This window comes from Candidatus Micrarchaeia archaeon, assembly GCA_041653315.1.
Taxonomy (GTDB): Archaea; Micrarchaeota; Micrarchaeia; order Anstonellales; family JAHKLY01; genus JAHKLY01.
The window spans coordinates 35,931-48,321 of record JBAZFO010000003.1; the positions used below are offsets into that span (position 1 = coordinate 35,931).

The following is a 12,391-nucleotide window of genomic DNA, read 5'->3' on the forward strand; positions in this document are numbered from 1 at the left end:
ATTACTCAAAAACCCAAATAGATTTATATTTTTTTAAATTTTCTTCTGATAAATCATAAGTCATATCCACTAAATCAAACTGACAACCAGTATCTCTTTGCAGCGCATATACTTTTGGCTCTTTATTTTTATCTCTTAAAAAAAATCTTTTGGGGCCTTTATATCTATCTAAAACTTCTGGATTTGGTAATCCAGTTCTAATATCAATATGGCATTCACCATATTCTTCTTCAGGAACTGGATGACATATAATATCATTAACTTTATCCAAAGTTAAAACAAAAACATTATCTTTTTTTTCAAAATTAAAACAACAAGCATTTATTATTAAAGCCATATTAGGTAAATCTCTTTTTCCTTTAGGAACTTCTATGACAACATGAGAATCAAAATGAGGAATAAAAACTTCAAAATATTCACCTATTGTTTTTCCTATTGGAGGTATGGCAAATAGTTTAGGAATTAATATATATTTTGGGTTTGGAAAAAAATTATAATATTCTTGATTTCTAATTCTATTATCCCTACATAACTTAGGAATAAATTCTTTATCAAATACTAATGCAGTTTCTAAATCTTTTATTGGCAACGGTTTTCCTTTAAAAATTTTTGATTTTCCAATAATAGCAAATTCATTTGGAAAATTTCTACATAACTCATGCAATTCAAAAAAATCCATTTTAGTTTCTAAGGTTCTAACTAATTTTGCATTTGGTGTTCCAGAAAATAAAACTCTTTCTTTTGAAAATACTAATTCTTTATGTATCATAAGATAACCTCATTAAAAGATACTATTGATATTAAATGTATTTAAAAAACCATATGAAAAGCATAATTTCCTAAATAAGCAAAAAGTATAAATCTTAATATTTTACCACACATTGAAGCTAATAAAAATTTCCACATTTTCATATGCATTGCTCCTGCTGTTATTCCTGCAATATCAAAAAAGGGGTTTGGTATAAATGCAAATACAAAAATTGCAAAAGCACCATATTTATCAACTTCGTCCGTATATTTTTTAATATGTTTTTCTTTATTTAAAATTTTTGTTCCTCCTTTTCCTAAATAATATCCTGTTAATTCTCCTATTGCGCTTCCTGTACCTGCAAGTACGCCCAATAAAATTGGATCTAAGGTTTTAGCCATCAAAAAAACTATTGCCCAAGAGGGAATAGGAACAATAATAGTAGCACTTCCAATTAATGATATTAAAAAAGCACCTATATACCCTAAAGATTCAAAATAAGTAAGATAATCCAGCATTAAAAAAGCAATACAAATTATAAGTAAAGTAATAATTACAGTTAAAATTGAACTTATTTTATTATTCAACAAATCACTTTTTTATTTTTTAAATTCACATCCACATTCGGCGCATTTTTTAGCGCTTGCTGGATTTGTTGCACCACATTCAGGACACTTTAAATATTTATTATTATCTTCCAATGCACGCTCTTTTCCAAATTCTTTTGGTTTTATTTTTCCATCAATCAAACCAAAGGATTTTCCTTCTAAATCATACACTAATAATTTTTCCTTTTTTAATTTTTCTATTATTAAAGATAAAATAATCATAAATTCTTCTAAATCAACTTCATATTGAATTGAAATTTTATAAGATTTTCCCAATAATGCAATTAAATTTCTTAAAAATGCTGCATCTAATTCAACAGATTCTTCTTCTTTTTTAGATGCTTGTTTTAATTTTTCGCTTAATATTAAATTAGTTAATGATATCTCTTTATGAATTTTCCTTAATTCTTTCGATTCATCTTTAATTTTCATTTGAAATTCCATAGCTAAATTAGCTATAGTACCCCAAGATAATTCAGATAAATTCTCTTTAAAACCAGGGGGTAATTTTTCTTTGTACCTATGAAGTAATTCTTGAGTTTCAATATTTTCAACTTTATCAAAGGTTTGTTTCATACTTTCATATTCAACAGAGATATTTATATATGTTTACTTTTTTGAAATTGCTCTCTGTAATTTTTCTGCATTAAAGTCTTTTTTAACAAAAATATAAGAAATCAAAAATCCAAGTAATACTATCAATAACCCAAAGAAAATGACTTCAATTTCTATTTGTGCTATAAGTAATAAACAAGATAATGCACCAAAAAAAGCTAAAACAGGAAACTTACCAATATTTAAAGGGATTTTAAAATTTCTTTTTATATTAGGCATTTTATATCTCAAAACAATTGCAGAAACATTAACAATAAAAAACGGAATTAAAATTGTGATATTAGTCATATTTGCTACAAGATTTATATTTCCTAATAATACAAATAATGAAGATAAAATAAATAATAAAATTATGGCAACCCATGGAGTTTGTCTTTTTTTATGTAATCTTCCTAGTATTTCAGGTAAAACTTTTCCTCTTGCCATTCCATAAATCATTCTTGATGCTGCTAATAAAATTAATAAAATAGTATTCGCAGTTGCAAATAATGCTATAATCCCCATTATAAAAAATGCATCATTTCCTAAAAATGAATGAGATACTACATCTGCTAAAGGAGCAGTAGATTCTCCTAAAACCTCCCAATTCATTACACTTATTGCAGAAATAGCAACAAGAATATATAATATAGTTGAAATAACAATTGCAAATAAAGTTGCCTTTGGAACTATTTTTGTAGGATCTTTAACTTCTTCTGCCATATTTACTATTTCATCAAAACCAATATAAGCAAAAAATATTAATGCAGCAGCAGAAAATACTCCAGCCATACCAAATTCTGCTGGAAATTCAAAATAATCAACTGAACCTAAGTAGGGAATTGCTAAAAATACAACTGCAATTAAACCTAAAATCTCTACTATAGAACATATAATAGCAAACCATGCAGATTCTTTTATCCCATAAAATAAAATAATTGATAGTACTGCTAAACTCCCAACTGCAGTTAAAATTATGGGTGTATTAAAAAATGCATTAAAATAACCAGCAAAACCTAAAGAAACTGCTGCTACTGATATAATTGGAGAAATAAGTAATAACCACCCGATAACAAATGCTAATCTTTTATTAAATGCTTTTTCAGTAAAAACAAATTCTGCACCTGCTTTAGGAAATAAAGATGCTAATTCTGCATAACTTAACCCGCTTAATGCTGCTACTCCTGCGGCAATTAAAAAAGATAACCAAACTGTATTTCCTGCTACTCCTGCTGCTTCTCCAATTAAAACATATATCCCTGCACCCAAAATAATTCCTATTCCAGTCAATGTTAATTCCCAAAATCCTAAAGCTCTCTTTAATTCAACCATAACTTCATTAAAACATAAACCTTTAAATTATTTTCTTGTATTGTGAAAATGTCTTTTTTCAATTTTCTTTTGACTCTTTTTTGGCAAAATCTTATCTTTAACAAATATATAGGAAACTAAAAATCCTAAAATAATAATTGAAGAACCAAATAGGATTACTTCAAATTTCATTTGTAAAATTAATAAAACACAAGTTAAAGCACCAAAAAAAGGAATTAATGGAAATTTCCCAATATTAAACGGGGTTTTAAAACTTCTTTTTATATCTGACATTTTATATCTTAAAACAATAGCAGAAACATTAACAATAAAAAATGAAGTTAAAATTGCAATATTAGTCATATTTGCGATTATTCCTATTTTACCAATTAAAACAAATATTGAAGATAATATACATAATAAAATTATGGCAACCCAAGGGGATCTATATTTTTCATGAATTTTTGCTAAAATAGAGGGTAATCCCTTACCTTCAGCCATACCAAAAGTCAATCTTGATGCTGCTAATAAAATCAACAAAATTGTACTTGCAGTTGCAAATAATGCTATTGCTCCTAAAATTAAATAAGCATTATTTCCTAATGAAACAGAAGCAACATCTGCTAATGGTGCTTTTGAATTTGCAAGGTCCTGCCAATTTATAACACTCACAGAAGAAATAGCTACTAAAACATATAAAATTGTTGAAACTAATAATGCAACAAGAGTTGCTTCAGGAACAACAACCTTTGGATTTTTTGTTTCTTCACCCATATTAATAATTGTATCAAAACCTATATATGCAAAAAATACCAAAGCTGCAGCAGATAAAACTCCAGATAACCCATACTCTGGAACCATTTCAAAATAATCAATTGAATCAAAATTTGGTATACCTAAAAATATAATCATAAGTAAACCTAAAATAGTAATTATAGCACATATGATCGCAAATCTTGCTGATGCTTTTATACCAAAAAATAAGATAATTGAAAAAACTATTAAACTTCCAATTGCAGTTAAAATTATAGGTGTATTAAAAAAAATAGCAAAATATCCAGCAAAACCTAATGCAACTGCGGCAGCAGAAATAATACAAGCAATTATTAATAACCATCCAATAACAAATGCTAATCTTTTATTAAATGCTTTTTCAGTAAAAACAAATTCTGCACCTGCTTTAGGAAATAAAGATGCTAATTCTGCATAACTTAAACCAGTCAATGCTGCAACTATTCCTGCTATAACAAAAGATAACCAAACCATATTTCCAGATAATCCTGCAGCCTGGCCTATTAAAACATAGATACCTGCACCTAGAATAATTCCTATTCCAGTCAATGTTAATTCCCAAAATCCTAAAGCTCTTTTTAATCTTTTCATATTTTCAATGTTATAAAAGATAAGTTTTTAAAAATGCGCTTTAAAATTAAACATATGGAGGTGTATTTAATGAAAAAAATACCAATAGTATTTGTTTTAGTAATTGGATTGCTATTACTTATGGGGTGCACTCAAACAGAAACTGAAACAAATGGAAATTTAAAAGAAGATAATAAAGAAGAAATTGAAATACCAACAGCTGAAGAAAAAACAGTAGATAATTCATTTCAAGGATTTATGAATTGGAAAGAAGGAATGTGGGCAGATATAAGATCTATTGAAGGAGAAAGTACTGTCATGTCAATTGTAGAAATCAAAAATAACATTATCAAATTTCAAACAGAAAGTATAATAGAAAACCAAGAATCTATTTCTCAAATTTGGTATGATGAAAGTTCTATGAAAGTAATCAAATTTATATCTAAAACTGACGATATGGTTATTTGTTTTGATATGATTGAAGAAGAACAAGTAGAACTTCCAAAAGAAGACGAAGCATATCTTGGAAAAACTCCAGAAATGGGATATGGATTATATACCACTCCAACAAATAAAAAAGTAAATTCAGCTAAATTTAAAGCAGAAAATGGAGAATATTGGGTTTCAAATGAAGTTCCTTTTGGCATAGTAAAAATTACAGACAGCCAAACAGATTTAATATCATTATATGATTTTGGAACTTCTGGAGCAATAAATAAAATTAGTGAAACAGATATAGCTAATTGCCAAGATTTAAGTTCATTAATATCTACCAACTAATTTCTTTCTTTTTTTTATTTTAATTAGAATATGGGCCCAGTGAGATTTGAACTCACGGCCTCTCGATTATCAGTCGAGCGCTCCAACCATTTTAGGCTTATTTAAATCTTACTAAATAAACTGACTAAGCTATGGGCCCATTAAAATCAGAGAAATATGGTATAAAAGAATATAAAAAAGTTTTGTTTAATTTAAAAACTCAAATCTGGCTCATTAATTTAGTTAAATCTTCATTTTTTAATTTTTGCATTTCAATTTTAGGTGTATAATACTCACTTTGCCCTTGAACCAATCTTTCTCTTATTTCTAAACATATTAAATACTCTTCCTGTAATTTATCAAATCTATGTTCTTCTTCCGGATCAAATGATTTAACTTGTCTTTTTGCAGTCATTGCTTGAATACTTCTTGTAACATCATTTAATTTGTCTTCATTTTCATCAAATTTTTCAAGTAATAAATTTGAAACCCAAATATTTTTGTTATTAATCTTCCTTAATGTTTCTGGATTCCAATTAATAATTTTTTCTCCTTTTTGATTTCCACTAATTAATCTACTATTTTTAATACAGCAAGAAAATCCAATTCTATTAAGAAGTTGAATTAATTTTTTTTGTTTTTCAATTTTTATTGAAGAAATATCAACTGACCAATCATTTGAAACTGAAAATGATTCTATTGCATCTTTTATTTCATCTGCATCAGATTGTGGCATAGAATTAAGAAGTAAGGTTAATTCTGCTAATTCCTCTCTTTTTTCGTAATTTTCTTTTGTTAATCTTCCTCTTTGTTTCATGTTTTCATATAATTTTCCTTGTTTTGATTTTGCTGCGTACATCATTTCTCCAATAGTATGGGAATTAATTTCATCTGATAATTCATCAACAATTGATCTATGAAGAATTACTGTTAAAATACCTGCAGATTTTATCTTCATTTCTAAAGGAACAAGATTTACTTTTGTTTCATCTATAAAATTATTTAATGCAGAAATATGAATATCTTTTTGTTCTGCCCCATTTTGAAGTAAATAATCTCTTTTAAAAGTAAGCTCTCCTAATCTCCTTGACAAGGAGCTATAATCAACCAAATCCGCATGTGTAATTGTCATTTCTACCAACTTAATCACCATTATTCTTTTATTTGGAGAAAAAAAGGCAGAAACACAAAAAGAGAATAGTGTTTTTGGTGTGTTGTGGGAGGTGAAAACTGCCTTTTTCCCCTTTGCTCTTTTTGCCGCACGGCAAAAATAAAAATGGAGATTAAATCTCCGTTTGGGTCGCCTTGCCAGCGTGTATAGCAAGTATGATTTTTGATTTTATATGAAATTTATTTCAATTTGAAATAAACTGTTCTGCCTACTTGTTGTTTAACAAGTAAACCTGTTGAACAAAGCTTGTTTAATCTTGCACTTGCTGCATTTACTCCTTTATATTTAAAGTAAACTTTTACATCATTAGCACATACTGCATTTTTTTGCCTAATAAAATCAACAATTTTTTGATCTACCATAGGCAATAATTGCTGGTTCTCTTCTTCATCTATTATTAATCCATTTTCTATTCTATCAAGCTTTTCTACGATTGTTTTTAACATTCTATTTGAATTTTCTCTCTCTTCAACTAACAACTGTAATAATCCAGCCAAAACAACCGGATCTTTGAATTTTGGCATTTCCTTTTCAATTTGTTCAATGATATTCTGCATAGCCGAACTTTCGGCGATAGGTTTATAAATTTCCTCTTTCTTTATCATATCAAAACCTATTTTATTCCGGTAAATCCCGGAAAAGTGATATCATAATAATATCACATAACTATCATGATATAATCATGATACATTTTTAAACCTTATAGTTTCTCTCTCGTATGATTTATCAAAAATATCAACTCAAAAATATTTTTTCAAACACAAAATAGAAAAAAGGAAACTATATATATTTTGCGTTATTATTTTATTATATGTATAAAAAATTTATTTTGGATAAAACAAAACAAATAAAAAATGCATTAATACAAAGAAAAATTTCTTCTCTTAAAAAAGTACAATATGAATGTATTGAACATATGGCTGTTGAATTTAATCAAAATATATTTAATTTAGCAATTATTTGTTATATGCTTTCAAAAATGATTGCAAAACCTAGATATTGGAAAACAAAAGGATTAAACGTATATTCAAAAAAAATAGAAAAATCTTTGGATACAATATTAAATTTAAACTATGAAGAGGGAAACATCTCTAAAATATTACAAGAAATAATTGAAACAGTTCATTCATTAGATATTCAAGATAAAAAATATATTCATGAATTAATCGAAGGTGGAAAAATAAAAATAGGATCTTCATTATATTCAAAAGGAATTACTTTGGGTGTCGCATCTGATTTATCTGGTGCTGAAAGAATAGATATAATGGAATATATCGGGAAAACAACAATACATGAAAATAATAGAGAACCAGTAGAAATTAATGACAGGATTAAAAAAGTAAGGGAGATATTTGGGTGATTTTATGGATAAAAAAGCGATATTATGTGATGCAAGTTCATTGATTGCATTAACGGATACTGGGTTTTTATGGGTTTTATATTCTCTTAAAAAAAGATATAATATATTTTTAATGATGCCTCAAAAAGTTAAATATGAATGCATAACAAGACCTCTTGGAATTAAAAAATATGCGATAAATGGGATAAGATTAATGGATGCAATTAATGATGGTATTATTGATTTAGTAGATATTGATGTTGAAAAAGAAAGTATAGAAATAATGGAAATCGCTAATAATATGTTTTTTGCAAGAGGAAATCCAATTCATTTAGTTGATGCAGGAGAAGCAGAAATGATCGCTTTAACTAAAAAATTAGGAATTTATAATGTTTTAATAGATGAAAGAAATACAAGAATGCTTATAGAAAATTCAAACGACTTGAAAAAACATCAAGAAAGAGAACTAAGAATTAATATCACCCCAAATCAAAAAAATATTCAAATATTTAAAGATATGACAAAAAATATTTTTCCTTTTAGAAGCAGTGAGATATTAGCTATTGCTTATGAAAAAGGACTATTTAATAAATTTCAAGGATTAGAACAGCAAGCATTAGAATCTGGATTAAATAGTTTAAAATTTAATGGATGTTCAATTAGTTTTGAAGAAATAGGAAGATTGATAAGTATAGTTCAAAAACCTAAATAGGTGAGTTCTTGCCAATAAAAATTTTTATGGACATAAGAGAAGACGAATTTATAAAAGATTTACTTATAAATAAGGAATTAGAAATTGAAATTCAAACTTTAAGTATTGGAGATTTTATTTGCTCAGAAAAAACAGTTATTGAAAGAAAAACAAAACAGGATTTAGAAGCATCTATAATTGATGGAAGATTATTTGAACAATTAAAAAGATTAAAAGAAACTTTTGAATGTGTTATTTTATTGGTTGAAGGATACGGTAATGCTGAAAGAATTAATAATAATGCTTTGAAAGGCGCGCAAGTATCAATAATGACTGACTATGGTGCTTCATTATTATTTACACATGATAAAAATGAAACTGCTGAAATGATTTATGCAATTGCTAAACATGAACAAATTGCCAGAAAACAAAAAAATCGTATTAAAGCACATAAAAAAGCGCATACATTAGGAGAAAAACAAAGAGCTGTTATTGAGGCACTTCCTTTAGTTGGTCCTCAATTAGCAATTGATTTATTAGAAACTTTTGGAACAATTGAAAATATTATTAGTGCAGATGAAGATGAATTAGCAGAAGTTAATAATTTAGGTAAGAAAAAAGCACAGCTTTTAAAAAATATTTTTGAATCTGTTTATGTTGAATAAATTTATTATTTAATTATCTAGATAAGATATTTAGAATTTCTTTTTTCCATTTTTTAAATTCTGTAAAATCCATTCCTGTATATGTATGATCATCAAAAGTTTTAATTAATTTAATCAAATGATCAAAATATTCATTTAATTTATATTCTTTTAATAATTGCTTGTATTTCTTAAAGTCTATTCCTCCATATCTTAATAAAGTTATAATATCTATTGAATCTTTCTTTCCTTTAATTGAATCTTTTCTATCTAAATATGCGCACTGTTTTAATATTAATAAAATTTCTGGTTGAACAATTTTTATTCCTTGTATTCTAGGATTTTTCATTTTAAGAATATCCTCTACGGGTATAGGAAGTTCTGAAAAATAAGGAACATAAATATCAATATCAAATCCTTTATCTTCTATCTCATATTTTTTAAGATTAACATTCTTTTTTAAGTCATAATTATTTTTAATTGTATATAAAGTATCCATATCAATTAAAATGTCTATATCTTTCGACTTATTAATTTTTGTATATAAAAATAAACTCCATCCCCCTATTAAAACAAAATCAAATTCTTTTGTTAATCCTTGTAGTCTTTCCCAGCTTTGTTTTGTTATATTATCAGACCAAAATTCTCTCACCATTTAAATTTCACCTCTGTTCTTCTCCTGGAAATTTAAATAATTGAAAACTTATATTTTTCAATACCATTTAAATCACCTTTTTCTTTATATCATTTAGAAAATCCTTTGCATACCATTCAGGAAGATTCCATAAGTCAACAAATATTAATGGAAGGGGAACAACATTATTTTTTGAGAATTTGTTTAATAAATTTTCTTCTTTTAAAACAATAATATTTTTTGGGCCTTCTCTTAAAGGAAATCTTTCTTTTATTTCTTTAATATTATTTGAGTATAAATAAATTTCTCCATAATCAGCAGGAGCATTTTTCTCAATTAATTTATACCCAGAATATGCAGTGAAATATACTTCATTTGGCATCAATGCTTCAATATTTTCAGGTTTATCTGGATAAAAAGTTGAATATACAATATCTTTTTGTATATCTCTTAAAGTAGCCCAATATACAAGAATTTTTTCAAAATCCCTTAAAATAAATTCTCTTGATTTAATTTCAATTGCATGCATTTTTTCCAAAGGTTTTAATGCATTGTTTACTGTACTTAAAGAAATTCCTAAGAAGTCTGATATTTCCTTCTGTGTAAACTTAGTTCTATTCTTGAAATAAGAGTCTAAGATGAATAAATACACAAATTCCTTCTTTAACATGTTTCTATTTAGCGCATTCTTTATTTATAAATCTTTCGATGTTTATCGAAACACATAAATTTACTTGACTTTAAATAATTTTTTAAATAAATAATTATTTTTATACTGTCTATTTTAGCTTACTTAAAAAATTGCCAAAAAAATTATCAAAAAAACAGAGTTCAAAATCGTATGAACATTGCATCTCCAAATGAATAAAATCTATAATGCTGTTCTATAGCTTCATTATAAAGCTCATGCCATTTATCTCCTATTAAACTTGCTATTAATAAAAGTAAACTAGTGCGTGGAAGATGGAAATTAGTTATTAAACCATCAAATTTTAAATTAAATTTATAACCTGGATAAATAAATAAATTAGTTTCTTTAGCGCAAGCCTTAACTTTTCCATTTTTTAATGTAGCACTTTCTAAAGTTCTTAAAGAAGTTGTACCAACAACATACAAAGCGCCTTTTCTTTTATTAATTACTTCTGCTGCCTTTTTATCAATTTCAAACCATTCAAAATGCATTTTATGTTTTTTATAATCTTCTTCTCTAATCTCAGCAAAGGTCCCTAATCCTACATGAAGACAAATTTTAACTATCTCAATCCCTTTAGCTTCTAAACGTTCAATTAATTTACTACTAAAATGCAATCCTGCAGTGGGTGCTGCAACAGAGCCTTCTTTTAATGCAAAAACAGTTTGATATTTTTTTCTATCATAATTTTCATTATGTATATATCCAGGTAAAGTAAAATCTCCTTTTTGTTTAATTATTTTTTCAATAGGTTGATTAAATTTTAATAAAAAATGAAAATCAATTTGAGATGCAATCTCAGCAATTACTCCATCTTGAAATAATAATTTATTCCCAATTTGTGGATTTTTACATTTAACAAATGCTTCATATTCTTTATTATTTTTCTTTTTTATAAGGGTTATTGAAGCCTGCCCCCCAGTTTCTTTTTGTCCAATCAATTTTGTATTTACAACTTTGGTTTCATTAACAACTAAAATGTCTCCTTTTTTTAGATAATCAACAAGTTCAAAAAAATGTCTGTGTTCTATTGAATCTTCTTTTTTATTATAAATTAACAAACGCGATTCATGTCTTTTATCTAATGGTTTTTGCGCAATTAATTCTGTAGGTAAATTATAATAATAATTATTTATTGATTCCATAAACTCACTTTAAAAACGTATATATAAATTGGGCTCTTGGGGTTTAAAAAGGTATATCTAATTTATTTATTTCTTTTATTACTTTATCTGCCACTATTAATTTTTCTTTAGGGTTAGTGGTTTCTACTGCAATACAATAAGCACCAGAAGCTTTAGCAGCTTTAATTCCATTTATTGAATCTTCAATAATAACTGTTTCATTAGGTTTAACATTTAATTTATTCATTGTTTTTAGATAAATCTCAGGATCTGGTTTTCCGTTTTTAACATCTTCAGCAGAATATAAAATATCAAAATATTCTCTGATTTCAAATTTATCAACAACTAAATCCATTAATGATTTAAAAGAAGAAGTTGCTATTGCCAATTTATATCCTTTATTTTTTAATTCAATAATTTTTTCTTTTGCTCCTTTAAACAGTTCTAATCTTTTTTCCGCTTTTTTCATAAACAATTCTCTTCTTTCTTTTATTGCTTTTTTATTTATTTCTTCTAACTCTTTTCCTGAAAAACCTTTTTCTTCAAAAAAAGGGCCAAAAACTTCTTCTTCAACTCTACCTATAACTTTTTCATAAATTTTATCATTCATAAAAATTTCATATTTTTTATAAATCTCAAAATTTACAATTTTCCAAAGAGGTTCAGAATTAACAATAACTCCATCCATATCAAAAATAATTGCTTTTATCATTCA

15 protein-coding genes and 1 tRNA gene are annotated in these 12,391 nt (G+C 26.4%); 4 read left to right on the top strand and 12 right to left on the bottom strand.

Features of this window, described 5'->3' with window-relative positions; all coding sequences use genetic code 11:
• Nucleotide 1: 1 nt before the first annotated feature.
• Genes WC356_01225 through WC356_01245 form a run of 5 tightly spaced genes read right to left on the bottom strand, consistent with a single transcriptional unit; the run spans nt 2 to nt 4,644 of the window.
• Nucleotides 2–769 carry a hypothetical protein gene (locus WC356_01225; protein ID MFA5381757.1) on the bottom strand — a complete coding sequence of 256 codons (768 nt, stop codon included), beginning with the start codon at nt 767–769 and terminating at the stop codon, nt 2–4.
• A 41-nt stretch (nt 770–810) separates the two neighbouring features.
• Nucleotides 811–1,335: a VTT domain-containing protein gene (locus tag WC356_01230; protein MFA5381758.1), complete on the bottom strand. Its 525-nt coding sequence runs from the start codon at nt 1,333–1,335 to the stop codon at nt 811–813.
• A gap of 12 nt (nt 1,336–1,347) precedes the next feature.
• Entirely contained in the window at nt 1,348–1,932 is a 585-nt protein-coding gene (locus WC356_01235; GenBank protein ID MFA5381759.1) for a hypothetical protein, read from the bottom strand.
• A gap of 33 nt (nt 1,933–1,965) precedes the next feature.
• Nucleotides 1,966–3,282 carry an amino acid permease gene (locus WC356_01240; protein ID MFA5381760.1) on the bottom strand — a complete coding sequence of 439 codons (1,317 nt, stop codon included), beginning with the start codon at nt 3,280–3,282 and terminating at the stop codon, nt 1,966–1,968.
• Nucleotides 3,283–3,309: 27 nt separating this feature from the next.
• Nucleotides 3,310–4,644 (bottom strand): APC family permease, encoded by a 1,335-nt coding sequence (locus tag WC356_01245; protein ID MFA5381761.1) that lies wholly within the window; start codon nt 4,642–4,644, stop codon nt 3,310–3,312.
• A gap of 69 nt (nt 4,645–4,713) precedes the next feature.
• On the opposite strand from WC356_01245, the gene WC356_01250 reads away from it, so the two are divergent.
• Nucleotides 4,714–5,403: a hypothetical protein gene (locus tag WC356_01250; GenBank protein MFA5381762.1), complete on the top strand. Its 690-nt coding sequence runs from the start codon at nt 4,714–4,716 to the stop codon at nt 5,401–5,403.
• Nucleotides 5,404–5,434: 31 nt separating this feature from the next.
• Here the strand turns inward: WC356_01250 and WC356_01255 are convergent.
• The 3 genes from WC356_01255 to WC356_01265 form a co-directional block, all read right to left on the bottom strand.
• Nucleotides 5,435–5,542 (bottom strand) — tRNA-Ile (locus WC356_01255).
• 60 nt (nt 5,543–5,602) lie between these two features.
• Nucleotides 5,603–6,523 (bottom strand): hypothetical protein, encoded by a 921-nt coding sequence (locus WC356_01260; protein MFA5381763.1) that lies wholly within the window; start codon nt 6,521–6,523, stop codon nt 5,603–5,605.
• 209 nt (nt 6,524–6,732) lie between these two features.
• On the bottom strand, nt 6,733–7,158 hold the full coding sequence (locus WC356_01265; protein MFA5381764.1) for a hypothetical protein: 426 nt from the start codon (nt 7,156–7,158) through the stop codon (nt 6,733–6,735).
• A gap of 206 nt (nt 7,159–7,364) precedes the next feature.
• On the opposite strand from WC356_01265, the gene WC356_01270 reads away from it, so the two are divergent.
• From WC356_01270 to WC356_01280, 3 genes are read left to right on the top strand one after another with little or no spacing between them, the layout of a single operon-like run.
• The gene (locus tag WC356_01270; GenBank protein MFA5381765.1) at nt 7,365–7,913 is read left to right on the top strand and encodes a hypothetical protein; all 549 of its coding nucleotides are present in this window, start codon (nt 7,365–7,367) and stop codon (nt 7,911–7,913) included.
• 4 nt (nt 7,914–7,917) lie between these two features.
• Entirely contained in the window at nt 7,918–8,604 is a 687-nt protein-coding gene (locus WC356_01275; GenBank protein MFA5381766.1) for a hypothetical protein, read from the top strand.
• A gap of 26 nt (nt 8,605–8,630) precedes the next feature.
• Complete coding sequence (locus WC356_01280; protein MFA5381767.1) at nt 8,631–9,248, top strand: ERCC4 domain-containing protein; 618 nt, start codon at nt 8,631–8,633, stop codon at nt 9,246–9,248.
• Between the two features lie 13 nt (nt 9,249–9,261).
• Here the strand turns inward: WC356_01280 and WC356_01285 are convergent, their stop codons facing one another.
• The 4 genes from WC356_01285 to WC356_01300 all read right to left on the bottom strand — a co-directional run bounded on the left by WC356_01285 (nt 9,262) and on the right by WC356_01300 (nt 12,388).
• On the bottom strand, nt 9,262–9,882 hold the full coding sequence (locus tag WC356_01285) for a DUF6036 family nucleotidyltransferase (protein MFA5381768.1): 621 nt from the start codon (nt 9,880–9,882) through the stop codon (nt 9,262–9,264).
• A 67-nt stretch (nt 9,883–9,949) separates the two neighbouring features.
• Nucleotides 9,950–10,531, bottom strand: a complete 582-nt coding sequence (locus WC356_01290; GenBank protein MFA5381769.1) for a helix-turn-helix domain-containing protein — start codon at nt 10,529–10,531, stop codon at nt 9,950–9,952.
• Between the two features lie 161 nt (nt 10,532–10,692).
• Entirely contained in the window at nt 10,693–11,697 is a 1,005-nt protein-coding gene (queA, locus tag WC356_01295; GenBank protein ID MFA5381770.1) for a tRNA preQ1(34) S-adenosylmethionine ribosyltransferase-isomerase QueA, read from the bottom strand.
• 43 nt (nt 11,698–11,740) lie between these two features.
• Nucleotides 11,741–12,388 carry an HAD family phosphatase gene (locus WC356_01300; GenBank protein MFA5381771.1) on the bottom strand — a complete coding sequence of 216 codons (648 nt, stop codon included), beginning with the start codon at nt 12,386–12,388 and terminating at the stop codon, nt 11,741–11,743.
• Nucleotides 12,389–12,391: the final 3 nt, after the last annotated feature.

What these genes read in the sequence shown, in the direction of transcription:
- WC356_01265 (MFA5381764.1), bottom strand. Translation starts at nt 7,158, where the DNA reads ATGATAAAGAAAGAGGAAATTTATAAACCTATCGCCGAAAGTTCGGCT.
- WC356_01235 (MFA5381759.1), bottom strand. Translation starts at nt 1,932, where the DNA reads ATGAAACAAACCTTTGATAAAGTTGAAAATATTGAAACTCAAGAATTA.
- WC356_01240 (MFA5381760.1), bottom strand. Translation starts at nt 3,282, where the DNA reads ATGGTTGAATTAAAGAGAGCTTTAGGATTTTGGGAATTAACATTGACT.
- WC356_01300 (MFA5381771.1), bottom strand. Translation starts at nt 12,388, where the DNA reads ATGATAAAAGCAATTATTTTTGATATGGATGGAGTTATTGTTAATTCT.
- WC356_01285 (MFA5381768.1), bottom strand. Translation starts at nt 9,882, where the DNA reads ATGGTGAGAGAATTTTGGTCTGATAATATAACAAAACAAAGCTGGGAA.
- WC356_01250 (MFA5381762.1), top strand. Translation starts at nt 4,714, where the DNA reads ATGAAAAAAATACCAATAGTATTTGTTTTAGTAATTGGATTGCTATTA.
- WC356_01270 (MFA5381765.1), top strand. Translation starts at nt 7,365, where the DNA reads ATGTATAAAAAATTTATTTTGGATAAAACAAAACAAATAAAAAATGCA.
- WC356_01225 (MFA5381757.1), bottom strand. Translation starts at nt 769, where the DNA reads ATGATACATAAAGAATTAGTATTTTCAAAAGAAAGAGTTTTATTTTCT.
- WC356_01290 (MFA5381769.1), bottom strand. Translation starts at nt 10,531, where the DNA reads ATGTTAAAGAAGGAATTTGTGTATTTATTCATCTTAGACTCTTATTTC.
- WC356_01275 (MFA5381766.1), top strand. Translation starts at nt 7,918, where the DNA reads ATGGATAAAAAAGCGATATTATGTGATGCAAGTTCATTGATTGCATTA.
- queA (MFA5381770.1), bottom strand. Translation starts at nt 11,697, where the DNA reads ATGGAATCAATAAATAATTATTATTATAATTTACCTACAGAATTAATT.
- WC356_01280 (MFA5381767.1), top strand. Translation starts at nt 8,631, where the DNA reads ATGGACATAAGAGAAGACGAATTTATAAAAGATTTACTTATAAATAAG.
- WC356_01245 (MFA5381761.1), bottom strand. Translation starts at nt 4,644, where the DNA reads ATGAAAAGATTAAAAAGAGCTTTAGGATTTTGGGAATTAACATTGACT.